Here is a 24,541-nt window from a genome sequence, read left to right on the forward strand (position 1 = left end):
AACCTTAAAGCCATTGATTTCAGGAGGGCTTTTCATGTCATCAAAACTCATGGCCGAATTCTTCGGCACATTCTGGCTGGTACTGGGTGGCTGCGGCAGCGCGGTGTTGGCGGCGGGTGTGGCCGATGTGGGCATCGGCTGGCTGGGCGTTTCGTTTGCCTTTGGTCTGACGGTGCTGACCATGGCCTATGCGGTCGGGCATATCTCGGGCGGGCATTTCAATCCGGCGGTCAGCCTTGGTCTGATGATCGGCGGGCGGTTCGACGCCAAGGATCTGATCCCCTATTGGATCGCTCAGGTGATCGGAGCGATTGCGGCGGCGGCGGTGCTGTACCTGATCGTCAGCGGCGCGCCGGGGTTTGAAGGCGTCGGGGGGTTTGCCTCAAACGGGTATGGCGAGGCGTCACCCGAAGGCTATTCGATGATGTCGGCCTTGGTGATCGAAATCGTCATGACCGCATTCTTCATCGTGATCATTCTCGGCGCGACATCCAGCGGCGCGCCTGCCGGGTTCGCCCCGATTGCGATTGGATTGGGGCTGACGCTGATCCACCTGATCTCGATTCCGGTGACCAACACCTCGGTGAACCCTGCCCGGTCAACCGGCGTGGCGTTGTTTGCCGATGGTCCGGCACTGTCGCAGCTTTGGCTGTTCTGGGTGGCACCTTTGATCGGCGGCGCGATTGGCGCGCTGATCTGGCGGGCGATGTCGGACGACGATTGACCCAGCCGCATCAAGACCCCCCGGCCCGCAGAAGCGCGCCGGGGGTTTTCTTTTATTCGGTCACAGTGACCTTTTTCATCGCATCCGGTTGGCCGATGACTGCGCCATTGGGGCCATCGCCCCGCTTGATCGCATCGACCACGTCCATTCCGTCTGTCACCTGACCAACAACGGTGTACTGACCATTCAGGAACGGGCCGGGCTCGAACATAATGAAGAACTGCGAGTTCGCGCTGTCTGGATCCTGCGCCCGCGCCATGCCGACAACACCCCGGTCATAGTTGAAATCCGAGAACTCGGCAGGCAAATCAGGGCGATCCGATCCGCCCGTGCCCGCACGGCGCATGTCGCCTCCGATACGGCCAAACTCAACATCGCCGGTTTGTGCCATGAACCCATCGATTACGCGGTGGAACACCACCCCGTCATACTGACCGGCAGCGGCCAGAGCGGTGATCTGCTCGACATGTTTGGGCGCAAGGTCTTCGAACAGATCGACGGTGAAGGTGCCATTGGCCCCCTCGCCCTCGATTTCGATTTCCAAACCCGTAGCCAGCGCCGGGCTGGCCAGCAGAGCAAAAACAGCGGCCAGCTTATGCATCGGCGGCCACCTTGACGCTGATCATGCGGTCGGGGCTTGCGGGCGGCTCGCCACGTACGATGGCATCCACATGCTCCATTCCGTCGATGACACGGCCATAGACGGTGTACTGACCGTTCAGGAAATGGTTGTCCTTGAAGTTGATGAAGAACTGCGAGTTGGCCGAATCCGGGTTCGCTGAACGCGCCGCACCCAGCGTGCCGCGATCATGGGGCAGCTTCGAGAATTCCGCCGGAACATTCGGCAGTGACGAGCCACCGGTGCCCGCCATACGCAGGTTGAACCCGTCTTCCATGTCGCCATGCTGCACGTCGCCGGTTTGCGCCATGAACCCGTCGATCACACGGTGGAAAGCGACGTTGTCATATTCACCACCACGGGCCAGCTCTTTCATGCGGGCCGAGTGCTGCGGGGCCACGTCGGGCAGCAGTTCGATGACAACATTGCCGCCTTTCAGCTCGATGATGATCGTGTTTTCGGGGTCTTTGATCTCGGCCATCTGGCCCTCCTGTCTTTGAAACTTGCGCAAATACCTAAGACGCGGGCGCGCGAATGCCAAGTGACGCATTGACCTGAAGGCAAAATGCAGGAAAAGAACCGCCTGAAACTGGATGCAATGGGCAAGGATAAGCACGATGGGCTGGAAATCTCTGGACGATATGGATCTGAACGGCAAACGGGTTCTGGTACGCGTGGATATCAATGTCCCCGTCGCGGACGGCGTCGTGACGGATGACACCCGCATCCAGCGGATCGTGCCGACCGTGCGCGACATTCTGGGTGCAGGTGGCAAGCCGATCCTGCTGGCGCATTTTGGCCGCCCCAAGGGCGAGCGCGTTGCCGAAATGTCGCTGAAACAGCTGGTCGCCGCGCTCGAGGCCGCCTTCGGCACGCCGGTGCGTTTCGCCGATGACTGCGTCGGACCCGAGGCGGAAGCCGCTGCCGCGTCGCTGAACGATGGCGAGGTTTTGCTGCTGGAAAACACCCGCTTCCATGCCGATGAGACGAAAAACAGCGTGACCCTTGCCGAAGGCATGGCCAAACTGGGAGACATCTACTGCAACGACGCATTCTCGGCCGCGCACCGTGCCCACAGCTCGACCGAAGCCCTAGCCCGTCTGCTGCCCGCCTGTGCCGGACGCCTGATGCAGCAGGAACTGAGCGCGCTTGAGGCCGCCCTGGGCGCACCCAAGCGGCCCGTCACCGCAGTTGTTGGCGGCGCAAAAGTGTCGACCAAGCTGGACCTATTGGGCAACCTGATCGAGAAGGTTGACTATCTGGTCATCGGCGGCGGCATGGCCAATACCTTCCTGGTGGCCAAAGGGATCGACGTGGGCAAATCGCTGGCCGAACACGCCATGACCGACACCGCCGCAGAAATCCTCGGCAAGGCGGAAACCGCAGGCTGCACCATCGTCCTGCCGCGCGACGTCGTCGTGGCCGAAGCGTTCGAGGCCAACGCCCCGCATCAGGTTCTGCCCGCCGATCAGTGCCCGTCCGATGCCATGATTCTGGATGCCGGTCCCGAAAGTGTCGCCGCCGTGTCCGAGGTTCTGGAAAAGAGCCAGACCCTGATCTGGAACGGCCCGCTGGGCGCGTTCGAGCTGACCCCGTTCGACGCCGCCACCAACGCCGCCGCGCTGAAAGCCGCCGCGCTGACCCGCGATGGCAAACTGACCTCGGTCGCAGGCGGTGGCGATACGGTTGCTGCGCTGAACGCCTCCGGTGCCGCGGCTGATTTCTCGTACATCTCGACCGCTGGCGGTGCCTTCCTGGAATGGATGGAGGGCAAGACCCTGCCGGGCGTCGCCGCATTGGATCAGTAAGCGTCCAAACCTCAGGCCCCAGCTTTTTGTTCACAGGGGATTCACAAGCCGAATCACCTGTGACATAGTGCGTTCAGACATCCGCAAAGGATGCGTTTCTGAGGCAGTTTTTATTACGGCGGTTAACACAGTGACCCGTTCTCATCGGCCCCGTCTGGGGGCTTTCATCTTCTTCTCGATCGCCTTCATGCTGGGCGTCTATTTCACCTTTGCCGCCGTGCAGGGGGATTACGGCCTGTTCCGCCGCATCGAAATTGCCGCCGAACGCGATGTCCTGTCCCGCGATCTGACGCAACTGAACGCCGAGATCGACCGGATGGAGAACCTGACCCGCCGCCTGTCCGACACCTATCTCGATCTCGATCTTCTGGATCAGCAGGCCCGCTCGGTCCTCGGCATGATCCGGGCAGACGAGATAGTCATCCAATAAGCCATAAACACTTCCCCCGGCCGCCAGAACACTGACCGGATATGGCCGCAAATCGCGCGTCCTGCCCCCGCGTCATTTTTGTTCTCGCCAGATGAAGTGAAATGCCTTATTAGATAGTTTAACGCTAAACTATCTGTCCGAAAGGGGGAGATCGCCACGATGGCCGCGCGAAAAACCACAAAGAAACCAAATGTTTCTGCGGAAGAACTCACCACCTATTACCGAGAGATGTTGTTGATCCGCCGATTCGAGGAAAAGGCGGGCCAGCTCTATGGCATGGGTCTGATCGGCGGCTTTTGCCACCTTTATATCGGCCAGGAAGCGGTCGTTGTCGGCCTCGAGGCTGCTGCCAAGGAAGGCGACAAGCGGATCACTTCGTATCGCGACCACGGCCATATGCTGGCCTGCGGCATGGATCCGGGCGGCGTGATGGCCGAACTGACCGGGCGCGAGGGCGGCTTGTCCAAGGGCAAGGGCGGCTCGATGCACATGTTCTCGAAAGAGAAGCATTTCTATGGCGGCCATGGCATCGTCGGTGCGCAGGTGCCGCTGGGTGCGGGTCTGGCCTTTGCCGACAAGTACAAGGAAAACGGCGGCGTCACCTTCACCTATTTCGGTGATGGCGCGGCTAACCAGGGCCAGGTCTACGAGACCTTCAACATGGCCGCCCTGTGGGGTTTGCCGGTCGTGTTCGTGATTGAGAACAACCAGTATGCCATGGGCACCGCTCAGGCGCGCTCGACCTCTTCACCCGACATCTATGTGCGCGGTGAAGCCTTCGGCATCCCCGGTGAAATCGTCAATGGCATGGATGTATTGGCGGTCAAGGAAGCCGGAGAGAAGGCCGTGGCGCACTGCCGCGCGGGCAAGGGGCCGTATATTCTTGAGGTCAAGACCTACCGCTATCGCGGCCACTCGATGTCCGACCCGGCCAAGTACCGCACCCGTGAAGAAGTTCAGAAGGTCCGTGAACAAAGCGACCCGATCGAACATGTGCGCGAGCTGCTGCTGTCCGGCAAACACGCGACCGAGGATGACCTGAAGGCGATCGACAAAGAGATCAAAGAGATCGTCAATCAGGCCGCCGAATTCTCGAAAGAAAGCCCCGAGCCGTCGCTGGACGAGCTCTGGACCGATATCTACGCCTGAGAGGACGATTAAGACATGGCAACCGAAATTCTCATGCCCGCCCTTTCGCCGACAATGGAAGAGGGCACGCTGGCCAAATGGCTGGTCAAGGAAGGCGACACCGTATCCTCGGGCGATATCATGGCCGAGATCGAAACCGACAAGGCCACGATGGAGTTCGAAGCCGTCGATGAAGGCATCGTTGGCAAGATCCTGATCGGCGAGGGGACCGAAGGGGTCAAAGTGAACACCCCCATCGCGATCCTGGTTGAAGAAGGCGAAGACGCTTCCGCCCTGCCCGAGGCTGCGCCCGCAGCCGCAGCGGTGACCGAGGCCGCCCCTGCGGCGGTTGAGGCTCCCGCTCCTGCCGCAGCAGCCCCTGCCGCGCCGGTGGTGGACCTGTTGCCGGATTGGCCCGCTGACGCAGAGATGGCGCAGCAAACCGTCCGCGAATCCCTGCGCGACGCCATGGCCGAGGAAATGCGCAGCGACGAAGACGTCTATCTGATGGGCGAAGAGGTCGCGGAATATCAAGGTGCCTACAAAGTCTCTCAGGGCCTGCTGGATGAATTCGGCGGCAAGCGCGTGATCGACACGCCGATTACCGAGCACGGTTTTGCCGGTATCGCGGTCGGGTCGGCCTTTGGTGGCCTGAAACCGATTGTCGAATTCATGACCTTCAACTTTGCCATGCAGGCGATTGACCACATCATCAACTCGGCTGCCAAGACGCTCTATATGTCCGGCGGTCAGATGGGTTGTCCCATCGTGTTCCGTGGCCCCAACGGTGCCGCCGCCCGCGTGGCCGCGCAGCACTCTCAGGACTACGCCGCATGGTACATGCAGATCCCCGGCCTCAAGGTGGTCATGCCCTATTCGGCAGCCGACGCCAAAGGTCTGCTGAAATCGGCCATTCGTGATCCCAACCCGGTGATCTTCCTGGAAAACGAAATCCTCTATGGTCGTTCGTTCGACGTACCGCAGGTGGATGACCTGACCATCCCGCTGGGCAAGGCGCGCATCTGGCGCGAAGGCTCGGACGTGACCATCGTCAGCTTCGGCATCGGCATGCAATACGCACTGGAAGCCGCGGACAAACTGGCCGAGGACGGCATCAGCGCCGAAGTGATCGACCTGCGCACCATCCGCCCGATGGACACCGGCGCGATCATCAACTCGGTGATGAAAACCAACCGTCTGGTGACCGTGGAAGAGGGCTGGCCGCAAGGCTCGGTCGGCAGCTACATCTCGTCCGTGGTGATGCAGGAAGCGTTCGATTATCTCGACGCTCCGGTCATCACGCTCACTGGCAAAGATGTTCCGATGCCGTATGCGGCGAACCTGGAAAAGCTGGCTTTGATCACCACCGATGAAGTGATCGCGGCTGTGAAACAGGTGACCTACCAGTAATGGAGATCAGGGGCCGCGATCCAGCAACCGAATGCTACCGTGTCGAGATCACTCTCGATGACCGGACCGTCGGGGCACTTGTGCCTGAACGGCTGGCGGCAGACATGCGGTTGATCGGCGCGCGCCCCTCTCACCAGACTGCTTATGTCTGGATGGCTGAGAACAAAGATAAAATCGAGGCTGCGATTGCGAAGCTCGCGCGCGGCACTGGGCGTCCGAGGGCGCCCTTTGACCAAATTACTCTGATTGAGGAGCGCTGAAATGCCCACCGAAATCCTGATGCCCGCCCTGTCCCCGACGATGGAGGAAGGCACCCTTGCCAAATGGCTGGTCAAGGAAGGCGATACCGTCTCTTCCGGCGATCTTCTGGCGGAAATCGAAACTGACAAGGCCACGATGGAGTTCGAGGCCGTCGACGAAGGCACCATCGGTAAAATCCTGATCCCCGAGGGCTCCGAAGGCGTCAAGGTCAACACCGCCATCGCGGTTCTGCTGGAAGATGGCGAAAGCGCCGATGATATCGCGGCCACACCGGCCAAAGCCCCCGAGGCGGCCCCGGCCGCTGCGGGCAACGAGGCTGCCGCATCTGCGGCACCCGAGGCGCCCACCCCTGCCCCTGCGGCACCTACCAAGGCGGATGGCGGTCGTATCTTCGCGTCGCCTCTGGCCCGTCGGATCGCCGCGCAGAAAGGTCTGGATCTAGCGCAAATCACCGGTTCCGGCCCGCATGGCCGTATCGTCAAGGCCGATGTGGAAGGCGCAACGGCCGCTCCGGCAGCCGCAGCTCCGGCCCCGGTTGCCGCAGCCGCCTCGCCCGCTCCGGCTCCGGCTGGCCCATCGGCGAATATGGTCGCGCGCATGTATGAAGGCCGCGACTATGAGGAGATCCAGCTTGACGGCATGCGCAAAACCATCGCCGCGCGCCTGTCCGAAGCCAAACAGACCATCCCGCATTTCTACCTGCGCCGGGACATCAAGTTGGACGCGCTGCTGAAATTCCGCAGCCAGTTGAACAAGCAGCTGGAAGCGCGCGGCGTCAAGCTCAGCGTCAACGATTTCATCATCAAGGCCGTCGCCAACGCGCTGCAACAGGTCCCCGAATGCAACGCCGTCTGGGCGGGCGACCGGGTGCTACAACTGAAACCTTCGGATGTAGCGGTTGCGGTTGCCATCGAGGGCGGGTTGTTCACCCCGGTCCTGCAGGATGCCGACACCAAATCTCTGTCGGCGCTGTCGACCGAGATGAAGGACCTCGCCACCCGCGCCCGCGAGCGCAAGCTGGCGCCGCATGAATATCAGGGCGGCACCTTTGCGGTCTCGAACCTCGGCATGTTCGGCATCGACAATTTCGATGCCATCGTGAACCCGCCACATGCCGGTATTCTGGCTGTCGGCACTGGCGCGAAGAAACCGGTTGTCGGAGAAGACGGAGAGCTGGCCGTCGCCACCGTGATGTCCGTCACCATGTCGGTCGATCACCGCGTCATCGACGGCGCGCTTGGGGCGCAACTGCTACAGGCCATCGTGGACAATCTGGAAAACCCGATGGTCATGCTGGCCTGAACAATTCACCTCCGCCGGGGTCTAAACCCCGGCGGGGCCTCTCTCGATCACCTCCGTGATGTGAGCGCGCGTGATCGCCCAAGCGGTTGCTCAACCCCGCTCGCTTCCCCACCTTTGTGCAGACGGTTTCGCAAACCAAAGGTGGACCATGCGCTTTTCTGATCTGATCAAAACCCTGCTGCTGGTTGTCGTTACAGCAACCGCATTGCCTGCGGCTGCAATCGCAAAGCCCAACAGCTATCCGGGTGAGAACTCAAATTTCAAATCCACCGATCCGACCGTGATCGCGCAACAACAGGCCGAACGCGAACGACGCATCCAGCTGCGAAAACAAAAACGGGAAGAGCGGAGGCGCGAGCGGCAGAACCGGAGGAACAACCGCTCGAACTGATCCTTACTGGTCTTTCCCCAGCATGTGGTCCATCGAGATCGAAGGCTGATCACAGCCAGCCTCGCCCACGATTTTTGCCGGGATACCCGCCACGGTCTTGCAGGCTGGTACAGGTTGCAGAACCACCGACCCGGCGGCGATCCGGCTGCAATGGCCGACCTTAATATTGCCCAGCACCTTGGCCCCGGCGCCGATCAGAACACCGTCGCCGATTGTCGGATGGCGCTGTTCCTCTTCCTTGCCGGTCCCGCCCAGCGTGACCGAATGCAGCATCGATACATTGTCGCCAACGATGGCTGTCTCTCCGATCACGATGGAATGGGCATGGTCGATCATGATCCCCTTGCCCATCTTCGCCGCCGGATGAATATCGATCCCGAAAATCTCGGACGAGCGCATCTGGAAGAAATAGGCCAGATCATGCCGCCCCTTGCGCCACAGCCAATGGGCCACGCGATAGGCCTGCATGGCCTGATACCCTTTGAAGTACAGGATGGGCTGCAACAGACGGTGGCAGGCCGGGTCACGTTCGTACACCGCCATCAGGTCGGCGCGCGCAGCTTCGATTAGCGAGTTGTCGTCGTCATAGGCCTCGTCCACGATCTCACGCAGGACCATCATCGACATTTCATTCGAACACAGCTTGGCCGAGATGCGATAGGACAACGCCCGCTCAAGGCTGCGGTGATGCAACACACAGGCATGCACCAGCCCACCCATCAGCGGCTCTTGCTGGACGGCCGCCTGGGCCTCGGATGTGATGCGATCCCAGACCGGGTCGACAGGTGTCACTTGGCTGCGCGTTTCAAACATGGCTTTGATCCTTTGCTCCGCCTAGAATGCCATCTAGTGGCAAAATCGCCAAACGCAAACCCTTGATGCGCCTCGCAACAAAAAATGAATGCCGTCGATCTGAAACATTTCAAAGAGTTGATCCATCAGCGCCTGAACGCACTGCGGGCGCAATCGGCCTCGGGCCAGCAAGCGCAGGCCGTGGTTGAACTTGATCAACAGGCGGTCGGGCGGCTCAGCCGGATGGATGCGCTGCAGAATCAGGCCATGGCCAAGGCGCAGCAGGTGCGCAGGGACACCGAAACCCTGCGCCTGAGGGCCGCATTGGACCGAATAGAAGATGACGAATATGGCTATTGCGAAGATTGCGGTGACGAGATCGCCCAAGGTCGGCTGCAGCTCGATCTGGCCGCCACCAAATGCGTCAGCTGCGCCTCGGGCTAGTGTGGAACCGGATCAGGGCGCTCAGAACCAGCTCAAAACACTGACAATATTGCAGGTCGTCGAATCCCGGCTCATCCGCCAATTCCCGGCTGCGCGCCACAGTCATCAGCGCGCCATTTCCGTAAACCGGATGCAGTTCCCCGGTCGCTTTGACATGCTGATCGGCCAGTTCAGCCTCGGCGATCATCCGGATGCACAGGCGGCGACGCGCCGCCTGAGGCGCGGCCAACAAAGCCCGCGCCGCCGCGCTGATATCTCCGTGCAGGACGGGACGCACCGCGGCCTCAGCCGACCAACAGCCGGGCCACTGCACCGGGGCCATAGCTGGCTGAGACCTGAGCCACCGCAATCTCATAGACGCCGCTCAGGCCATCTTCGGCCTTCATGGCGTCCGTGTATTGCCAGCCTGGCGTGGTTGTGAGCGCCTCGCGCAGAACCGCACCGCCTGAAAGAACACGGATCAGATAGGATTCGCTTTCTTCGCCCAGCGGAACTTCAAGCCCGTCCCAGCTGTCGCCGTCAATGCGCGTGCGACGTACCCAGGTGAAGTTGTCTGCCGCAGGGGTTGATGACAGACGCAGATGCACGGGCGCATAGGGGCGCATCCCGTTGCCGTCAAACACCTCAACCAGATGTACATAAGCCGGGTCCTCGTAACTGCGCGTCGCCGGACCGATGCGATAGTGCTTTGCCACCCGCCGTTCAGTGCGCAGTAGGCCCAGTTGATAGACCCGCTGATCCAGCAGGACAAAGGTTGACCCCTCGGGCCAGACCTCGGGCATCAGCGCATCGGTGCCCAATTGTCCGCGCAAACGGCCTGACAGGTGATAAACACCCGTCTCCTGCAAGCTGGCTTCCGAGAACTGGAACAGCTCCCAATTGCCCGGCGTGCCATCGCCGATCGCCGCCAGATTGACCCCGCTCAGCAAGGCCGACCGGGGGCGCGATTCCAGCAACCCGTCGATCAGGTTCACCCGCAGCGCTGGCCCTTCATCCCAGATCCCGGCACGGGCGCGCCGCAGTGGGGTCTCGGTGAACCCGATCACCGCCTGCCCGGCAATGAGTTGCTGCAGGCTGTAATCTTCGTCCTGCGCCGCCGAATAAACCGCAACGCTGCCGGGCCAGGGATCAGCCGATGCGGCCAGATAGGGTGCATGCGGCACCTCTGATCCGGTGATCAGCGGCAGATCCATGAAAACCGGCAATACCGGAACCGGGGCGGTGTAAGGCTTTGCCATCACCTCGTCATCCTGCACATCCGCACGCGCGTATACGCCCGGCTCGATCCGCACCGCATCGGCCAGCTGCATCTCGGCCTGTTCCAGCCGGTCGATACGATAGAGCGCACCCGCCCCCTGCCCGGCCCCGGGCAAACGCACCACGTCACCGGCACCCACTTGCAACAGGGACGGCGGCAAAGCAAATCTCGCCGTCTCGCGTGAGATACGCGCCTCGCTCAGCCACCGCTCGACCGTTTGCCGCCCTTCGGCGCGGGTCATCGACAGTGGCATCTCGTTCACCGCAACCGCATGAGTGCTGTCATCCGGCAACACCGCTTCTTCGGCGACCACATCATGATTGGCGTCCGACTGGACAAAGCGCAGACGCACGCGGCCCGTCATCTCGGCCTCGGCCTCACGACGGTATTCAACCGATCCGTCGATATCCGAACTGATGGCGATCTGATCCGGGTCCAACTCATACGCGCGGCGTCCGTCGCGGGTGCGGAACACCAGCACACCATCGCGCTCAATCGCGTCGAACCCATAGCGCAGCATCAAAGGCTGCAAGGCCTGACGCGCGTTCATCACATCCTCGACCGCATAGCCGCGCACCATTCCATACAGAGCCGAAACATCGATCTCCGTCACCCCCGCCTCATGGCAGATCTCGGTCACCACAGAGGCCAGCGTCCGCGACCCGGACCGCCCGTTCAGCCAATGCCCGCGCGCATAGTTCTCACCATCCGTCCATTGCGAACGCAGGTTCGGAAAGGTCGGGTAAGGCCGTGCGTCCCAGGCCCAGACAAAGGCGTTCGACATATCAACCATCGGACCGTCATAGATATCCGACACCGGGTTGACCTGCGGATTGCTCCAATATCCCAGCATCGCCCTGAGATATTGGACCAGTATAAAATCGTCCCGCATCCCGCTGGAATACTTTGGCAACTCCGATTCCGACGATTTCGGATCCAGAAACTTGTTCGGCTGGTTGGTGCCCTTGTCGATGGCCGCGCAACCCAGCTCAGTAAACCAGATCGGCTTGGACCCCGGCACCCAGCCCGTCGGATTACCCTGCCTTACGCCCCCGATGCGCTCGTGATGCCGGTTGGCCCACCAGTTGCGCAGGTCCTTATAGCGCCAGACCCAGGGCTCGCCATGGGCGTCATCGGTGATCGGCGTCCGCACCTGCGCCTCGGCCTCTTCGGGCGAGGCATAATACCAGTCATAGCCCTCACCGCCCTCGATATTGCCGCGTAGATAATCCAGATCGTAGATCGATCCGGCTTCGGCATCCAGATGCGCCTCGCCATCCCGCCAGTCAGAAAGGGGCATGTAATTGTCGATGCCCACGAAATCGATGTTGTCATCGGCCCAAAGCGGGTCCAGATGGAAATAGCGATCACCGCTGCCATCCTGCGGCTGATAACCGAAATACTCGGTCCAGTCGGCAGCATAGCCGATCCTGGTGCGTGTTCCCAGAATATCGCGCACCTCTGCCGCCAGTGCGCGCAACTGCGCAACAGCCGCAAAGCCCGATGCGCCCCGGATCTGTGTCAGGCCACGCAACTCGGACCCGATGCAGAACGAGTCCACCCCGCCTGCCGCCTTGCACAGGGCGGCATAGTGCAAAATGAACCGGCGCAATCCCCATTCCTGCGGACCGCTATAGGTCACCTCGCCGCCACCCGTCGAAAAATGCGACGCGCGGGCGGTGCCGAAAAACGCCGCCACCTGAGCATCTGCGTCGGCAGTCTGATCCGGCGAGCCTTCGCGTCCGGGTGCCACGTCCAACGTGATCCGGCCCCGCCAAGGCAGATGAGGCTGATCCGCAGCATCCGACCATGGATCGGGCAGGCCGTTCGACTGTAGCTGTTCCATCAGAATGAACGGATAGAACATGACACGCTTTTCAGTGTCTTTCAGACGTTTGATCGCCTGGACCACCGACGCATCCGCTGGCGTGCCGCCATAGACCGGTCGCCCATCGACCTTTCGCACCGTACCGGCCTGCTCCCGCGAGACACCGGAAACGCTCCAGGGCATGTTCTTGCCGTCGGCGCTCTTGCGTTCGACCTTCGGGCGTATCTGACACTCACCACAGCGCAGATCATCCCCAAACCACGACACGATCAACGAGGCCGACTCGCACCCCGGCAGTTCACGTTGCAAAGCCCGCGTCGATGTCCACAGGTCGGACCGGCCGGATGGTGAGTTCACATTCGCCGCCCAGCTGCGCCCCTGCCCCTTGGAATAGTTCACCTGAGACGACGCCAACGCATATTCGCCCGTGCCCGGCATCAGCGCCACGCCCTTGATGATCCGCGACAGCGCGTCCTCGGCGTCGGGCATTCCATCCTGTTCCTGTCGCACCACCTCGAACGAGAATTGCGGTACGCGATTGCCATATGGACCCAGTTGCAGATCCTCGATCACCACATAGGCTGTACCGCGATAGGCGGGCACTTTGCCCGCACCTTCAATGGCTTCCATCAGTGGATCGGGCAGCTGCGAGTGGCTGCCGCGATAGATGCGCATATTCAGCGATCTGCGCTCAACTTCTTCCCCATCCGCCCAGACACGTGTGATATCGGCAACTTTGCCTGCCCCCACCGCAATCGCCAGAGAGATGGAATAGCTGTAGCTATGTGTCGTCGTTTCCACCTCGGATGGTTTCGGCGCGCTCCCTTTGCCGCCACCGCCGGTGGTCTGGGTCGTGGTCGAGGTGCTGCGCGTTTCCAGAAAGTCCGACGCCCAGATCACCTGACCGCCCACGCGCATCCGGCCGAATACCGTTGCAACTGGCGCACCCTCGCCGGTTTCGGTCAGGCGAAAGCGATCCAGACGACCGGTCTCGACCACTTCGCTGCCACCGCCCATGACGGATTGTCCCATCAGCCGGTTGTCGATCACCCGGCCCAGCGTGGCCCCCACCGCACGGCCGATAACAGCCGCTGACAGGCCCGCGACCGATCCACCGATCGAGCCACCAATCGCAGCCCCTGCCGCGGACAACAGAATAGTAGCCATCAGAGATCCTCCTGCGGGAATGCGAAGCAGGCAACGACACGGCGGCGCCAGGGCTCGCTCAGCGTGTTTTCGACAACGCCATGGCCGGAATAGGCGTGGATAAAGCGCGCCGGGCTGCACGCGCTGACAATGCCCAGATGCTTGGCCACCGCCGCATCGCGCATCCGGAACAGCAGCACATCGCCCGGAGCCATATCTTCGGGCGGTTTCTCGATCAGGTGGCGGCGGGCAGCGGCCCACATCCGCTCTTCGCCCTGCGGCTCGGACCAGTCCATGCTGTAGACCGGCACCGCCTCGGGCTCATGCCCTTTCACGGCGCGCCACACGCCGCGCAGCAGGCCCAGACAATCCGCACCCGCACCCCGGACCGAGGCTTGGTGCACATAAGGTGTCCCCAGCCAGCGCCGCGCCTCATCAACAATGTTCTGATGTGCCTGCATCACCGCCTGCTCCCCCCTTTGTTGCGATTGCTTCTCTTGGGTATGGCCATCACCCAGTCTTCGTGTGGAAGATCAGGAAAGCCTTGAAAGTTCATGATATTATTAAATTTTAACCGACAGGTGTTCATGCGCTTGTCACACCCCGCCGTCAGTTGGACGCGGTCGCCCACCGCCAACCCGCCTGCGATCGCAGACCACAACGTGACGCTGCGCCCGCCGCTCTCTCGCTGGTCCTGCTTGATCGTGGCCCAAAGCCCACTGGCCGCACCGGTCAGCACACCCAGCCTGCCTCGTTCGAACCATGCCTTGTCGGCACTCTCTGCCCCCCGCAAGCGCAAGACTGTACCTTCCAGACCGACAATCTCGGCCTCTGCACGATATCCCGGCGTATCCAGAGCGAACCGGCAGGCGCGATCCCCCAGAACGGCGGTGCAGGGCTTTTGATAGATCCGGCCCAAAGGACGGTTCAGCAGATCGGTCAGCCCGCGCAATTCCGCATGAAACGCTCCGCCTGCGCGGCGCAATTCCCCGATCGAGCCGCGAAATTGCAGCATCCGCTGCTCGGTCGCGGCCCAATTGACCAGCCAGGCCCGCACCTCGGCCCCGTCAAACCGCCCCGCCTCGATATCCTCTTCCCGAACCGAGGCATCAGACAGCGCGCCCATCGCCTCGGTGTTGTCGATGGACAGGCCCGTCGCCTGCTCGATCGCCGCAGCAGTCAGGCCGGTGCTGGCCTTGAAGGTCAGCCCGTCAAAACTCAGCTCCAAATCATGATCGGTAAAACCGAAAATCTGCCCGTCGCGGCGCGTTATCGCCCAACAACGGCAGGTCGTGGTCAAACCGCTTTGCAGATGCGCCTGCAGCGCCTGTTTGTCCCCGCTCATCAGACCCGCACCTCAACCACCGGCACGTTCGGCGCATCCCCCGCCTGAAAGCTGGCGACGCTGGTCTGGATCTTGTCCGTGTCGAACCGCACCGGCACATCGAATTCGAACCCTGCGGTAATCTCGACCTGCTCCAGCGGCGGCGTGGCGAAGGTCACCCTCCCCGAAGCAAGATCGACCTCAAAATCGACGCCCTCGCGCAGCGTGTCCTGATCCAGCCCCAGCGTAACGGTGCCCAGCACCGGCTTCAGGATCGGTCGGACATAGCTGAACCCGCCCGAGCTGTAGGTCTTGACCAGTTGAAACGAGACCGTCTCACCATCGCCGCGCGCAATCACCTGATCGCCCTTGTCCACCTCAGCTGTCGCCGCAGCGGATTTGAAATCCGACCAGTCCTTCCAGCGAAAGCCGAACATCTGACCCTGCCGCGCCTCGAAGAACGAAATCAGTGTCTCGATATCGTCCAAAGACCGCAGCCCCAGCCCAGCGTCATAGCGTCTGCGCGAATGCGCCCAAGGGGTGTTGCGTTCTTCAAACCCGTTGGCCAGCGTCACGATATCCGTGCGCCGTTCCGGTCCCCCGACTGAGCCGAAACTCAGGCTGGCCGGAAATCTCACCTCGTGGAAATTCATCACCTGCTCCCGTTATCTGTTGCGATTGCCGCGACCCAGCGCGCGGCTCATCTGCGCCGCGATCTGCCCCTGAGAGCGTCGGAATCCCTGCACGTCCGGCGTGGTGATATTCATCACCACATTCACCGCGCGCCCGCCGCCCTGCGTCCGCACGCCCAGCTTGCCGTCCGCGCCGCGCGCCAGCGGCATGATCGCCTCGGGGCCCGCCTCGCCCATCAACCCGGTGCCGCCGCGCATCGGGAACATGGTCGGGCTGCTGACGATGCCGCCATTGGCAAAAGGCATCACGCGGCCCTGAGAAAAACTGCCACCATCGGCGAACGGAAGAATGCCCTGCACAAGGCTGCCAACCCCATTGGCCAGCATGCCGCCGAAATGATCCGTCACCGGCTTGATCGCCGCCGAATAGGCGGTCTGGATCATCGAGTTCTTCAGTACATCCAGCGCACTGGACAGGTTCATCCCGTCCAGCACCACGCCATCAAACGCCTTGCGCAAGCCGCCGGACATGCCACGCTCCAGCGTCGCCACATCCTTGCTGGTTTCTTCAAACGCGGCGCTGATCCGCTTCATCTGGCCATCGAACGCCGATGCCATGGTGGCGGCGTCGCCCAGCGCATCGCCCAGCGCTTCTCCTCGCTCCTGCAGGTCATCAAACCCTTCATGATCCGCCATCGCACTCTCCTTGTGTCTTGTCCGGGTAGGCGGCCAAAAGCGCATCCAACCCGGCCCGGTTCATCGCCGGCATCCCCGCACCCTGCCCCAGCATCAGCCGCAGCTCGGCCGGGGTCAGACGCCAGAACTGCTCGGGCGTCAGGCGCAGGCCCAGAAACCCGGCCCGCATCAGCGCAGGCCAGTCGAACCCGCTCACCCCGGCACCATGAAGGCGCGCGCCAGCAGTTCTGCCGCCGCCTTGGCCCCGGCCATCGGTCCGCCCGCGATCTCGGCATGCAGCAGGTCAGCGCGGGTCACCTGAGACCCGCCGCCGCGCAGCCCCGCAACAAGCAAGGCCAGCACATCGCCGCTGGAATACCCGCCGCCTTCAAACCGCTGCACCAGTTCGACCAGAGACCCGGCCTGCAGCTCCTGCTCCAGTTCTGCCAAAGCACCCAATGTCAGCTTGAGCACCCGCTGCTCCCCATCGATGGTCAGCGCCACCTCGCCCGTCCACGGATTGACCATCAGAGCGCCGTAAAGCTCAGCGCACCGGCGCTTGCCATGCTCATCTCATAGGTCGCCTCACCGTTATGCGAGCCCGCATATTCGATGCTGCTGACCTGAAACGGCCCTTCGACAATGCCGAAATCGGGGATGATCACCTGAAACCCGGGCGTCTCGCCATCAAAGAACAGCTGACGCGCACGCTCGTCCGTGCCCGCGTCCTTGAACACGCCGGACCCTGAGATCGAGGCCGACTTGACCCCCGCCCCCGACAACAGCTCGCGCCACCCGCCCTGACTTTCCAGGCTGGTGACATCCACACTTTCCGCGTTGAAACTGATCCGCGTGGCGCGCAGGCCCGCGATGGTTTCGAACAGGCCCGTGCCGTTCATATCCACTTTGACCAACAGGTCTTTTCCGTTCTGGGCAGCCATATGCTCTCTCCGTTGATTGCTTAGTCGTCTTCCACGCGGGCGCGGAATTTCAGGTCGATCTGGCGGATCGCGCCGCCGGTTCCCGTGCGGCGGGCAGAGGCGCGTTCAAACCACAGCCCCACCAGATGGCCCCGGTCCAATGTCAGCGCCGCACCTTCCAGCGCATCACACACCGCGCCGGCCAGCGTCTTGGCCGCGCCGAAACCCGCCGCCTCCGACACCACCGAGACCGTGAAGCGATGTACCGCACCTGCGCCTGACCGGTCCGATGCCTCACGCACCTCCTCCGGCCCCAAGGTCACGTAAGTCTGAGGCAACACCCCCGAGGGCACCGCGTCATAGATTGCGCCGCCGGAAAGCGAGCCGACCTGCGCATCCCCCGAAAGCTGCTGAAACACCGCCGCCTGCAAAGCGGCTGAAACGCCATAGCTCATGGCGCCACCTCTTCATCTGCAAAACAGGTCAGGTACTGGCCACGCCCATCGCGTTCAGCCACTGCGCGGATCACGAAGCGCCGCGCGCCTTCGCGAAACCGCTGATCCGGCGCGGGGCGCATGGTTGATCCCTCGGGCGCACCCCGCACCACGATGCGATAGCCAACCCGCGACACCGAGGCGCCGCCCACAGCCCGTTCCGCCCCACTGCGCGCCGTCACCTCGGCCCAAAGCGTGCCCAGCGCGGCCCATGTCTCGGTATAGCCCCCTGCGCCATCGGCGCTACGTACCGGAGCCTCCAGCACCAGCCTGCGGTTCAATCGCGGCGCGCTCATTGCGTTACCCCTGCACCGAAGCGCACCGTGCGATAGCGCTGGATCAGGCTGGTCACGCCGAACGGCATACACCCCGCGCCCAGCGCCGTCTCATCGCGATATTCATAGTAATGCGCCGCCAACAGCAGCACTGCCTGCCACAGATCAGCGGGCAAGCCGCCCCAATCCGATGCCATTCCAGCCGTGAAGACAATCTTCACCGAACCACCTGTCTGCACCTTGGGCAAACATGAGCTCGCCGGACGCAACCGAGGGCGCTGCGCATCACGTTCCAGCCGATAAGCCGCCGCATCCATCACCGTCTCGGCCCCTGCCGCATCCGCCACCATCACCGCGTCAATCGCACCGACCGGGGCCACCGGCAGCACCTCACCCGCCGGGTCGCGCCAGCCGTTCAGGCTCCACGAAAATTCCCGCTCGATCAGCACCTTGCCGGTCCGCGCCTCGATCGCCGCAATGGCCGCGCGCAAAAAGCCGTTCAGCACCTCGTCCTGCACGGCATCTTCGGCAAACCCCGTGCCCAGCCGCAGATGCGCCTTGAACTGATCCACCGGCAGCGCCGCATCCGCGATGGCGGTTTCTTCGATCAACATCATCCATTCACTCCGCAATCTCGGACCCCTCCGGGGGCCTCACTCAAGAAAATGACGGGCACGCGCCGCCCCACGTTGCTCGGACGGAGGGGAGCAGCTAGACAACGCAGGGGATCTCACCCCGGCCCGCGCCCGCCGCCCGAGGGGCGCAAAGCCCCCCGGATTCAGCCCGCTTTAGGCGGTGCCGAATTTCACCAGCTTGATCGCAGCAAAATCGCTGACGTCGCCGCCCACGCGCTTGGTCGCGTAGAAAAGGACATGCGGCTTGGCGCTGAACGGATCGCGCAGCACGCGCAGATCGGGACGCTCGGCAATGGTGTAACCCGCCTGAAAGTCACCAAAGGCAATCGAGAAACTGTCGGTTGCCGCATCCGGCATATCCTCGGCAATCAGCACCGGATAGCCCATCAGACGCGCTGGCTCACCGGCGGCCAGACCGTCCGACCACAGGAATCGGCCATCGCTGTCCTTCAGCTTGCGGATCAGGCCGGCGGTTTTCGAATTTATCACGAAGGTTCCGTTGACCCGGTACTGCGCGCCCAGCGCATAGACCACATCTACAATCGCGTCCGCATCAACACCGCCGTCGACACCAGTCGGCACATAGCCCAGATTGCCCCAGGCCCAGACGTCATTGTCGACAGCCGGATGATCCAGAATACCCTTGGGCTTGTCCGCGCCGTCACCCCCGATAAACGCCGCCGCCTCGGCACGGGCGAACTTGTCCGCGATGCGACCCGCCAGCCAGCCCTCGACGTCAAAGGCACTGTCATCCAGCAACCGCTGCGAGGCCTTGGGCAGCGCGCTCAGCTCATGCAGCGCAATCGAAATTCGGTCAATCAACGGCGTCGCCGTCTCAGCCGTGGCCGAAGCTTCATCCGCCCAGCCCGCACCCACATCCGTATGGTCGATCAACACATCGAACGAATTCGCCTCGACATTCACCACCGACGCAATCGAACGGATCGAGGCGGTCGAATTCAGCACCGATTTGATCGTCTCGGCAGTCTGCGGATCGACCAGATAGCCGCCATCGCTGTTCACTGCGGTCGACAGCGATTTCGCCTCGATCTCAAGCCCGCGCAGCCCGTCATCCTCGCCCGAACGCACATAGGCGTCGAATGCCTTCTGATGCGGCGCGCCGTCCTCGATCGAGGCCGCAAGATGCGGGCGTGCCGCGATGGTTGATTTACGATCCAGCATGGTCAGTCGCTCTTCTGTCTGTTGCAGTTGGGTTTTAACTTCGGCCTTGAGGCCCTTGAATTCATTCACGAAGCCAGCCATCGCCTGCTTCACCTCCTGAACCAGGGGCGCACCCTCTCCGGTCAAGGCCGGGGTCTCGGTCTTGCTCATCAGCATGTCCTGTTTTTGGGTGGGTTTGAGGCGCGTTAGCTCCGCGCCAGCTCCTGCCGGGCGTCATTGAACACCTCGGCAATTCTGCGCCAGGTGTTCTCGGCCTCGGGGTCCGTCCCCTTTGCCGCCACCCGCGCACTGGGCAGCATCGGGAATGTCACCAGCGACACCTCCCACAGCTCCAGTTCGGTCAGGACCCGCTGGCCCTTGTCATTCTTCATGGCCCGTTTGGTGCGATAGCCAATCGACAGGCCATCCATCGCCCCCGCCCGGATCAGTTCCGCCGCCTCACGGCCCTTCTGCGTGCTTTCCAGCAGACGTCCCTTGACCCACAGGCCCCGGTCGTCCTCGCGCACCTCATCCCAGACGCCGATGGGCTGCGCCGGGTCGTGCTGCCACAGCATCTTGACGCGCTGACCCGCGGCCTTGAGCCCCTCAAGCGAGCCGCGATACGCCCCGCGCTGCACCACATCGCTGCCCTGATCGACCTGCCCGAACAGGCTGGCATAGCCTTCGATCACCGCATCCTCGGTCACCGACAAACCGTCGCCAAAGCGCGCGAATTTATGTTCCAAATCCATCAACTTCTCCATGTAACTCGCTGAACTCATGGCGTTACCACTAGAAACGACTGAAACGCCTGCGCCAGAATGACCGCCGCCACACCGTAGACCGTCAGCCACAACCGCCGTTCAAGCCGCTCCATCATCTCCTCGATCTGATCCAGCCGCCGACAAAGATGAGCATGCTGGATCTCGGCCACCCGCTCATGCGCGGCCAGACGCAGGCCCGGCGCGCAGTCGAACGGAGGATACCCGTCAGACATCCGCCCGCTCCGGCAGCCCCAGCAAAGCGCGCTTCTCGGCATCTGTCAGGAAATCGGCCCCGTTGACCCGCGCCCATTGCGCATCGCGTTCCGCCGACAACGCGGGCACCTGATCCAGATCGGGTTTCAGCACCAGATCCTCACCTGAGAACCCCGCAAGCCACTCCGACACCGCCGCCGCCACCCGCGTCACCAGGGGCAGCACGGTCAGGCGATAAAACGCCCGGTTGGCCTCCTGATAGTTCGAATAGGTCGCGTCGCCCTGAATTCCCAGCAGCATCGGCGGGACCCCAAAGGCCAGCGCGATCTCGCGGGCGGCGGCTTCCTTGGTCTTTTGAAACTCCATATCGGAAGGAGAGAACCCCATCGGCTTCCAATCCAGCCCCCCTTCCAGAACCATCGGTCGGCCTGCATTTCGCGCCCCGCGATAGTTCTGCTCGATCTCATCGGACAAACGCCGGAACTGATCCTCGGCCATCACCCCATGGCCATCACCTTTCCACACCAGCGCCCCCGAAGGCCGCGCCGCATTGTCCAGCAGCGATTTCGACCACCGAGACGCGCTGTTATGCACATCAATCGCCATCGCCGCCGCCTGCATCGGCGAGAACCCATAGTGATCATCCTGCGGGTGGAACGATTTGATATGACAGATATTTTCCGCCGCAAACCGGTGCTTTTTACCGCCGACCGCGTAATCATACGCCTTGGGCCAGCCATCCGTGCCCGGCACCACGCTCATCCGATCCGAGCGCAAGACATGCAGTTCAACCGGCAGGCCTTCCTCGGCCCGAACCGCCTCGACATATGCATTGCCCGACAGCAACAACTGCCCGAACAAGGCCTCCATCAACTCCGCCCGCCCCTGCGCCGCATTCGGACGACGCATCAAGCTCAGGATCGGATGCACATCAAACCGCTGCGCTTGATCCTGCAACACCAAAGGCAACGCCGCCGCCGCCTCGGCAATCAGCTTGACCGAGCGAAACCCCACCGGGTTCCCCGAAAACCCCGTCCGCGTCAGCGACACCGCATCCCGAGGGCTCCACGCCACGCGCCCGCCGGTCTGCCACGCCACCACAGGCCCCGCCGCGCTCGCCTTCGCCTCGGGCGCTTCCCCAGCCGATCCACGACGCAAGAAATCGAATACCATCTGTGCTCCTTTCTGCCGCCGCTCTGCCCGGCTTGTTGAAAGGAGTTATGACGGGAAGAGGTTTAAGCCTTGGAAATGTGGCGTGCGGGGGTTGGGCAACAGTTCAATCGTGCGAATTGTTTCGGTTCTCAAATCTGCCTTCGATCATGCCGAACATGAGAATGATATATATCCAGGGCAATGCAATTACGTAGTAAAGGACTGATCTTTGTTCGGACATAGACGCAATCAACAGAATTGCGACAAAGATCAATCGAACAAACAGACCTTTTTTCAGAAGAGAGAGCTCATCTCGAGATGGTATTCTCAGCACCTTTCCGATGAAATTCATGGCCCTACCTGTCAAGACAACACGATCGAATAGTCGCAACTAAGTGCTCAGCATCCGGAACATAGTCTAACAGTATTGGATAGTATGTCCTGCCAAAGAGCATCGGATGTCCGGGATGAGAGAGTCCAAGCCCGAATGGTTGCACCTGCTGTTCAGAAAGAAGAATGCCAACTTCCAGCGACGGATAGGGGCGGCTTTCAACTATAGAATACGGAAAGGTCGCTGAATGCTCACACGAAACGATGTAGAGTCGGACACCAAACCGCCAGTTTCGACCGCGCCGGCAAATTATTACGCGCCTGTTCGTAACAAAATATGCCAAGTTAAACAGGACGTAGTGACGTTGACTTGCGATGCTATACGAAAAGGCAATGAAAACGAACGTCATTGCGCCGTATATCCAATAAGCTTCAAAGCGGCCAAAATCGGCATTGGCATCGATGAATGGAAGCGTTGCCCACATGACCAGCGAAGCGATCAACAGGAATATATGAACCTTCCGCTCATCACCTACTGCCTGAAAGAACTTGCGCCCATAACCGGGCTCCCCTGACCAGAGCAACTTTTCGTTGGGGTCAAGAATGTCATTTAAATCAAATCTGTTAGAGCTGGTTACCGTGACCTTTTGCATAGCGAAGCCATTACACAGTCAATTCTCTCGAAACCAGTCGTTAACAGTCTATAGCAAACTTGTTTGAAGCTCTGTTGCCGTCATTCCTTCGCCATCGCTAAGTTTACAAACTCCGCACCCTAGGCCGCCGATACACCCCGCAGGCCCCACAACCAACTCATGCAACGCCCAGACCAGCGCGTCGACCCGATCGGGAGCCCTGCCCCTCGAACCCGCGCGCGGTCATCTGGCACATCCGCACCTCCCTCAACCAACCCGACCGTTGACCGACAGGCCATTCGGACATCAATATGGTCCTGCGCCAGCTCCGCCTGAAATCTCAGGCGGCGGAATGGCCGCAAAACGACCGGGGGGTGCATGACTGCCAGCGTGGAGACCCTTTTTACCGAAAGCGACGGGCTCTCCATCGCCTATCAGGTCTGGGGCGATGGGCCGCGTAATCTGGTGCTGGTGCCCGGCATGATCTCACATCTCGAAGCGTCAATGGAAAACCCGGGCTATCTGCAGTGGATGGCAGCGCTCAGCTCGGTGGGCAGGCTGGCCACTTTCGACAAACGCGGCAACGGCATGTCCGACCGCATTCAAGGCACCCCTACTCTCGAAGAACGCGTGATGGATATCGATGCGGTGATGGATGCTGCCGACATGACCTCGGCCACGATTATCGCTTTCTCCGAAGGGGCTTCTCTGGCCTGTGTCTACGCGGCGATGCGGCCCGAACGGGTTGAACGTCTGGCGCTCTGCGGCGGGTACGCGCAAGGTCGCCTGACCCGCGGTTATCTGACCCCTGAAAGCCTTGAAACCGCATTGACTCAGTTCCGCGAGAATTGGGGGAAGCCTTATAAACGTCACCCTTTCTCGGATTTCGGCCCAAGCCTGGACGATGCCGAGGCACAAGACGCCTGGGCGCATTTCCAAAGGATGAGCGCAACCCCGATCACCGTCGCCAACCTGTTCGAACTCGCGGCCTGGATCGATATCCGGGAATTGCTGCCTTCCATTTCTCAATCCACATTGGTCATTCATCGCGAAACCGAAGAGCCAAACGGGGCCGAATGCGCCCGGGATTTTCTGCGCCTGATGCCCTCGACCGAATACAAAACTGTACCCGGACATGAGCATGTGCCATGGGAAGGCGACGTGGAAAGCTATGCCGCCGCAATCGTCCAGTTCATCACCGGCGCGACCCCGGTGACGCTGCAGCCCACGCGCACGCTTGCCACCGTTCTGTTCTCGGACCTGGTCGAGTCCACCTCGCAACAGGCCCGGATCGGGGATGACCGCTGGCGCGATCTGATGAACCGCCATGACGATATCTGCACAAGCCAGATCTCCCGTCACGGCGGTCATCTGGTGAAATTCACCGGTGATGGCGTGCTGGCGACGTTCAGCTCTCCGACCAGCGCGCTGGCCTGCGCCGGTTCCGTACGCGACGCCTTGTCAGCCATCGATCTGAACGCGCGCTTCGGCGCGCATACGGGTGAGATTGAAATTCGCGGCGACGACATCAGTGGCCTCGGCGTGGTCGTGGCCGCGCGGGTGATGGGCCAGGCCAAAGACGGTCAGGTTCTGGCCTCCGACCTCACCCGGCAACTGATGCTGGGCGCACCGTTCCAGTTTCAGGACTGTGGCGAGCACGAGTTGAAAGGCGTCCCGAATACCTGGCGCCTGCACGCGGTCAGCCCGGCCTGACCTATCGAAACCAAATCAACGTACCAACTGTTTAAGCCAAAGCTCCGTCTTTCCGCCGCTCTGCTCGGCTGGTGGAAAGG

At 61.7% G+C, this 24,541-nt stretch carries 30 protein-coding genes and 1 pseudogene; 10 read left to right on the plus strand and 21 right to left on the minus strand.

Annotated features, from left to right (window positions below; genetic code table 11):
• Positions 1-34 precede the first annotated feature (34 nt).
• Positions 35-724 carry an aquaporin Z gene (aqpZ, locus tag ACR3E4_RS00525; protein ID WP_480531819.1) on the plus strand — a complete coding sequence of 230 codons (690 nt, stop codon included), beginning with the start codon at positions 35-37 and terminating at the stop codon, positions 722-724.
• A gap of 52 nt (positions 725-776) precedes the next feature.
• On the opposite strand, the gene ACR3E4_RS00530 is transcribed toward aqpZ, so the two are convergent.
• Together ACR3E4_RS00530 and ACR3E4_RS00535 are read right to left on the minus strand one after the other, a co-directional pair.
• On the minus strand, positions 777-1,325 hold the full coding sequence (locus ACR3E4_RS00530; protein WP_480531817.1) for a peptidylprolyl isomerase: 549 nt from the start codon (positions 1,323-1,325) through the stop codon (positions 777-779).
• Positions 1,318-1,824, minus strand: coding sequence for a peptidylprolyl isomerase (locus tag ACR3E4_RS00535; RefSeq protein ID WP_480531815.1), 507 nt, complete (start codon positions 1,822-1,824; stop codon positions 1,318-1,320). The genes ACR3E4_RS00530 and ACR3E4_RS00535 overlap by 8 nt, the downstream gene beginning before the upstream one ends.
• Positions 1,825-1,960: 136 nt before the next feature.
• Here ACR3E4_RS00535 and ACR3E4_RS00540 point away from each other — a divergent pair, with 136 nt between their 5' ends.
• From ACR3E4_RS00540 to ACR3E4_RS00570, 7 genes are all read left to right on the plus strand, one after another.
• On the plus strand, positions 1,961-3,151 hold the full coding sequence (locus ACR3E4_RS00540) for a phosphoglycerate kinase (RefSeq protein ID WP_480531813.1): 1,191 nt from the start codon (positions 1,961-1,963) through the stop codon (positions 3,149-3,151).
• Positions 3,152-3,281: 130 nt separating this feature from the next.
• The gene (locus ACR3E4_RS00545; RefSeq protein ID WP_480531811.1) at positions 3,282-3,581 is read left to right on the plus strand and encodes an FtsB family cell division protein; all 300 of its coding nucleotides are present in this window, start codon (positions 3,282-3,284) and stop codon (positions 3,579-3,581) included.
• Positions 3,582-3,740: 159 nt separating this feature from the next.
• Complete coding sequence (pdhA, locus tag ACR3E4_RS00550; protein ID WP_480531809.1) at positions 3,741-4,730, plus strand: pyruvate dehydrogenase (acetyl-transferring) E1 component subunit alpha; 990 nt, start codon at positions 3,741-3,743, stop codon at positions 4,728-4,730.
• 15 nt (positions 4,731-4,745) lie between these two features.
• Complete coding sequence (locus ACR3E4_RS00555) at positions 4,746-6,119, plus strand: pyruvate dehydrogenase complex E1 component subunit beta (protein ID WP_480531807.1); 1,374 nt, start codon at positions 4,746-4,748, stop codon at positions 6,117-6,119.
• Positions 6,119-6,379: a hypothetical protein gene (locus ACR3E4_RS00560; RefSeq protein ID WP_480531805.1), complete on the plus strand. Its 261-nt coding sequence runs from the start codon at positions 6,119-6,121 to the stop codon at positions 6,377-6,379. Before ACR3E4_RS00555 ends, ACR3E4_RS00560 begins: the two co-directional genes overlap by 1 nt.
• 1 nt (position 6,380) lies before the next feature.
• Entirely contained in the window at positions 6,381-7,682 is a 1,302-nt protein-coding gene (locus ACR3E4_RS00565; protein WP_480531803.1) for a pyruvate dehydrogenase complex dihydrolipoamide acetyltransferase, read from the plus strand.
• 148 nt (positions 7,683-7,830) lie between these two features.
• Positions 7,831-8,073, plus strand: coding sequence for a hypothetical protein (locus ACR3E4_RS00570; protein ID WP_480531801.1), 243 nt, complete (start codon positions 7,831-7,833; stop codon positions 8,071-8,073).
• A gap of 3 nt (positions 8,074-8,076) precedes the next feature.
• Here the strand turns inward: ACR3E4_RS00570 and cysE are convergent, their stop codons facing one another.
• Positions 8,077-8,886: a serine O-acetyltransferase gene (gene cysE, locus ACR3E4_RS00575; protein ID WP_480531799.1), complete on the minus strand. Its 810-nt coding sequence runs from the start codon at positions 8,884-8,886 to the stop codon at positions 8,077-8,079.
• Between the two features lie 84 nt (positions 8,887-8,970).
• Here cysE and ACR3E4_RS00580 point away from each other — a divergent pair, with 84 nt between their 5' ends.
• Positions 8,971-9,309 (plus strand): TraR/DksA family transcriptional regulator, encoded by a 339-nt coding sequence (locus ACR3E4_RS00580; RefSeq protein WP_480531797.1) that lies wholly within the window; start codon positions 8,971-8,973, stop codon positions 9,307-9,309.
• On the opposite strand, the gene ACR3E4_RS00585 is transcribed toward ACR3E4_RS00580, so the two are convergent.
• From ACR3E4_RS00585 to ACR3E4_RS00670, 18 genes and pseudogenes are all read right to left on the minus strand, one after another.
• Positions 9,290-9,586 (minus strand): DUF7742 family protein, encoded by a 297-nt coding sequence (locus tag ACR3E4_RS00585; RefSeq protein WP_480531795.1) that lies wholly within the window; start codon positions 9,584-9,586, stop codon positions 9,290-9,292. The two genes, ACR3E4_RS00580 and ACR3E4_RS00585, sit on opposite strands and share 20 nt — an antisense overlap.
• Before the next feature lie 7 nt (positions 9,587-9,593).
• Positions 9,594-13,562: a baseplate multidomain protein megatron gene (locus ACR3E4_RS00590; RefSeq protein ID WP_480531793.1), complete on the minus strand. Its 3,969-nt coding sequence runs from the start codon at positions 13,560-13,562 to the stop codon at positions 9,594-9,596.
• The gene (locus tag ACR3E4_RS00595) at positions 13,562-14,002 is read right to left on the minus strand and encodes an NlpC/P60 family protein (RefSeq protein WP_480531791.1); all 441 of its coding nucleotides are present in this window, start codon (positions 14,000-14,002) and stop codon (positions 13,562-13,564) included. The genes ACR3E4_RS00590 and ACR3E4_RS00595 overlap by 1 nt, the downstream gene beginning before the upstream one ends.
• The gene (locus ACR3E4_RS00600; RefSeq protein WP_480531789.1) at positions 14,002-14,886 is read right to left on the minus strand and encodes a DUF2163 domain-containing protein; all 885 of its coding nucleotides are present in this window, start codon (positions 14,884-14,886) and stop codon (positions 14,002-14,004) included. Before ACR3E4_RS00600 ends, ACR3E4_RS00595 begins: the two co-directional genes overlap by 1 nt.
• Positions 14,886-15,518, minus strand: a complete 633-nt coding sequence (locus ACR3E4_RS00605) for a phage distal tail protein, Rcc01695 family (protein WP_480531787.1) — start codon at positions 15,516-15,518, stop codon at positions 14,886-14,888. The genes ACR3E4_RS00600 and ACR3E4_RS00605 overlap by 1 nt, the downstream gene beginning before the upstream one ends.
• 12 nt (positions 15,519-15,530) lie before the next feature.
• Positions 15,531-16,193 carry a phage tail tape measure protein gene (locus ACR3E4_RS00610; protein WP_480531785.1) on the minus strand — a complete coding sequence of 221 codons (663 nt, stop codon included), beginning with the start codon at positions 16,191-16,193 and terminating at the stop codon, positions 15,531-15,533.
• The gene (locus ACR3E4_RS00615) at positions 16,180-16,389 is read right to left on the minus strand and encodes a rcc01693 family protein (protein WP_480531783.1); all 210 of its coding nucleotides are present in this window, start codon (positions 16,387-16,389) and stop codon (positions 16,180-16,182) included. Before ACR3E4_RS00615 ends, ACR3E4_RS00610 begins: the two co-directional genes overlap by 14 nt.
• Positions 16,386-16,700, minus strand: coding sequence for a gene transfer agent family protein (locus ACR3E4_RS00620; RefSeq protein ID WP_480531781.1), 315 nt, complete (start codon positions 16,698-16,700; stop codon positions 16,386-16,388). Before ACR3E4_RS00620 ends, ACR3E4_RS00615 begins: the two co-directional genes overlap by 4 nt.
• Positions 16,700-17,113 carry a phage major tail protein, TP901-1 family gene (locus ACR3E4_RS00625; protein ID WP_170779913.1) on the minus strand — a complete coding sequence of 138 codons (414 nt, stop codon included), beginning with the start codon at positions 17,111-17,113 and terminating at the stop codon, positions 16,700-16,702. Before ACR3E4_RS00625 ends, ACR3E4_RS00620 begins: the two co-directional genes overlap by 1 nt.
• Before the next feature lie 20 nt (positions 17,114-17,133).
• Positions 17,134-17,547 (minus strand): DUF3168 domain-containing protein, encoded by a 414-nt coding sequence (locus tag ACR3E4_RS00630; protein WP_480531779.1) that lies wholly within the window; start codon positions 17,545-17,547, stop codon positions 17,134-17,136.
• Positions 17,544-17,882 (minus strand): phage head closure protein, encoded by a 339-nt coding sequence (locus tag ACR3E4_RS00635; RefSeq protein ID WP_480531777.1) that lies wholly within the window; start codon positions 17,880-17,882, stop codon positions 17,544-17,546. Before ACR3E4_RS00635 ends, ACR3E4_RS00630 begins: the two co-directional genes overlap by 4 nt.
• Positions 17,879-18,478, minus strand: coding sequence for a head-tail connector protein (locus tag ACR3E4_RS00640; protein ID WP_480531775.1), 600 nt, complete (start codon positions 18,476-18,478; stop codon positions 17,879-17,881). Before ACR3E4_RS00640 ends, ACR3E4_RS00635 begins: the two co-directional genes overlap by 4 nt.
• A 171-nt stretch (positions 18,479-18,649) precedes the next feature.
• Entirely contained in the window at positions 18,650-19,828 is a 1,179-nt protein-coding gene (locus ACR3E4_RS00645; RefSeq protein ID WP_480531773.1) for a phage major capsid protein, read from the minus strand.
• Between the two features lie 35 nt (positions 19,829-19,863).
• Complete coding sequence (locus ACR3E4_RS00650) at positions 19,864-20,409, minus strand: HK97 family phage prohead protease (protein WP_480531771.1); 546 nt, start codon at positions 20,407-20,409, stop codon at positions 19,864-19,866.
• Positions 20,410-20,435: 26 nt separating this feature from the next.
• Positions 20,436-20,654: a GTA head formation protein, RCAP_rcc01685 family gene (locus ACR3E4_RS00655; RefSeq protein ID WP_480531769.1), complete on the minus strand. Its 219-nt coding sequence runs from the start codon at positions 20,652-20,654 to the stop codon at positions 20,436-20,438.
• Positions 20,647-21,807, minus strand: a complete 1,161-nt coding sequence (locus ACR3E4_RS00660; RefSeq protein WP_480531767.1) for a phage portal protein — start codon at positions 21,805-21,807, stop codon at positions 20,647-20,649. Before ACR3E4_RS00660 ends, ACR3E4_RS00655 begins: the two co-directional genes overlap by 8 nt.
• A 335-nt stretch (positions 21,808-22,142) precedes the next feature.
• Entirely contained in the window at positions 22,143-22,769 is a 627-nt protein-coding gene (locus ACR3E4_RS00665) for a hypothetical protein (RefSeq protein ID WP_480531765.1), read from the minus strand.
• 103 nt (positions 22,770-22,872) lie between these two features.
• Positions 22,873-23,013 (minus strand): annotated as a pseudogene (locus ACR3E4_RS00670) (ATP-binding protein); the annotation flags it as partial.
• Between the two features lie 113 nt (positions 23,014-23,126).
• On the opposite strand from ACR3E4_RS00670, the gene ACR3E4_RS00675 reads away from it, so the two are divergent.
• On the plus strand, positions 23,127-24,461 hold the full coding sequence (locus tag ACR3E4_RS00675; protein WP_480531763.1) for an adenylate/guanylate cyclase domain-containing protein: 1,335 nt from the start codon (positions 23,127-23,129) through the stop codon (positions 24,459-24,461).
• Positions 24,462-24,541: the final 80 nt, after the last annotated feature.

The organism is Ruegeria sp. AP11 (assembly GCF_056535865.1).

Excerpts from the sequence above, each read along its gene's own strand:
- aqpZ (WP_480531819.1), top strand. The coding sequence starts at position 35 with ATGTCATCAAAACTCATGGCCGAATTCTTCGGCACATTCTGGCTGGTA.
- ACR3E4_RS00530 (WP_480531817.1), bottom strand. The coding sequence starts at position 1,325 with ATGCATAAGCTGGCCGCTGTTTTTGCTCTGCTGGCCAGCCCGGCGCTG.
- ACR3E4_RS00535 (WP_480531815.1), bottom strand. The coding sequence starts at position 1,824 with ATGGCCGAGATCAAAGACCCCGAAAACACGATCATCATCGAGCTGAAA.
- ACR3E4_RS00540 (WP_480531813.1), top strand. The coding sequence starts at position 1,961 with ATGGGCTGGAAATCTCTGGACGATATGGATCTGAACGGCAAACGGGTT.
- pdhA (WP_480531809.1), top strand. The coding sequence starts at position 3,741 with ATGGCCGCGCGAAAAACCACAAAGAAACCAAATGTTTCTGCGGAAGAA.
- ACR3E4_RS00555 (WP_480531807.1), top strand. The coding sequence starts at position 4,746 with ATGGCAACCGAAATTCTCATGCCCGCCCTTTCGCCGACAATGGAAGAG.
- ACR3E4_RS00560 (WP_480531805.1), top strand. The coding sequence starts at position 6,119 with ATGGAGATCAGGGGCCGCGATCCAGCAACCGAATGCTACCGTGTCGAG.
- ACR3E4_RS00565 (WP_480531803.1), top strand. The coding sequence starts at position 6,381 with ATGCCCACCGAAATCCTGATGCCCGCCCTGTCCCCGACGATGGAGGAA.
- ACR3E4_RS00570 (WP_480531801.1), top strand. The coding sequence starts at position 7,831 with ATGCGCTTTTCTGATCTGATCAAAACCCTGCTGCTGGTTGTCGTTACA.
- cysE (WP_480531799.1), bottom strand. The coding sequence starts at position 8,886 with ATGTTTGAAACGCGCAGCCAAGTGACACCTGTCGACCCGGTCTGGGAT.
- ACR3E4_RS00580 (WP_480531797.1), top strand. The coding sequence starts at position 8,971 with ATGAATGCCGTCGATCTGAAACATTTCAAAGAGTTGATCCATCAGCGC.
- ACR3E4_RS00590 (WP_480531793.1), bottom strand. The coding sequence starts at position 13,562 with ATGGCTACTATTCTGTTGTCCGCGGCAGGGGCTGCGATTGGTGGCTCG.
- ACR3E4_RS00595 (WP_480531791.1), bottom strand. The coding sequence starts at position 14,002 with ATGCAGGCACATCAGAACATTGTTGATGAGGCGCGGCGCTGGCTGGGG.
- ACR3E4_RS00600 (WP_480531789.1), bottom strand. The coding sequence starts at position 14,886 with ATGAGCGGGGACAAACAGGCGCTGCAGGCGCATCTGCAAAGCGGTTTG.
- ACR3E4_RS00605 (WP_480531787.1), bottom strand. The coding sequence starts at position 15,518 with ATGAATTTCCACGAGGTGAGATTTCCGGCCAGCCTGAGTTTCGGCTCA.
- ACR3E4_RS00610 (WP_480531785.1), bottom strand. The coding sequence starts at position 16,193 with ATGGCGGATCATGAAGGGTTTGATGACCTGCAGGAGCGAGGAGAAGCG.
- ACR3E4_RS00620 (WP_480531781.1), bottom strand. The coding sequence starts at position 16,700 with ATGGTCAATCCGTGGACGGGCGAGGTGGCGCTGACCATCGATGGGGAG.
- ACR3E4_RS00625 (WP_170779913.1), bottom strand. The coding sequence starts at position 17,113 with ATGGCTGCCCAGAACGGAAAAGACCTGTTGGTCAAAGTGGATATGAAC.
- ACR3E4_RS00630 (WP_480531779.1), bottom strand. The coding sequence starts at position 17,547 with ATGAGCTATGGCGTTTCAGCCGCTTTGCAGGCGGCGGTGTTTCAGCAG.
- ACR3E4_RS00635 (WP_480531777.1), bottom strand. The coding sequence starts at position 17,882 with ATGAGCGCGCCGCGATTGAACCGCAGGCTGGTGCTGGAGGCTCCGGTA.
- ACR3E4_RS00640 (WP_480531775.1), bottom strand. The coding sequence starts at position 18,478 with ATGATGTTGATCGAAGAAACCGCCATCGCGGATGCGGCGCTGCCGGTG.
- ACR3E4_RS00645 (WP_480531773.1), bottom strand. The coding sequence starts at position 19,828 with ATGAGCAAGACCGAGACCCCGGCCTTGACCGGAGAGGGTGCGCCCCTG.
- ACR3E4_RS00650 (WP_480531771.1), bottom strand. The coding sequence starts at position 20,409 with ATGGATTTGGAACATAAATTCGCGCGCTTTGGCGACGGTTTGTCGGTG.
- ACR3E4_RS00655 (WP_480531769.1), bottom strand. The coding sequence starts at position 20,654 with ATGTCTGACGGGTATCCTCCGTTCGACTGCGCGCCGGGCCTGCGTCTG.
- ACR3E4_RS00660 (WP_480531767.1), bottom strand. The coding sequence starts at position 21,807 with ATGGTATTCGATTTCTTGCGTCGTGGATCGGCTGGGGAAGCGCCCGAG.
- ACR3E4_RS00665 (WP_480531765.1), bottom strand. The coding sequence starts at position 22,769 with ATGCAAAAGGTCACGGTAACCAGCTCTAACAGATTTGATTTAAATGAC.
- ACR3E4_RS00675 (WP_480531763.1), top strand. The coding sequence starts at position 23,127 with ATGACTGCCAGCGTGGAGACCCTTTTTACCGAAAGCGACGGGCTCTCC.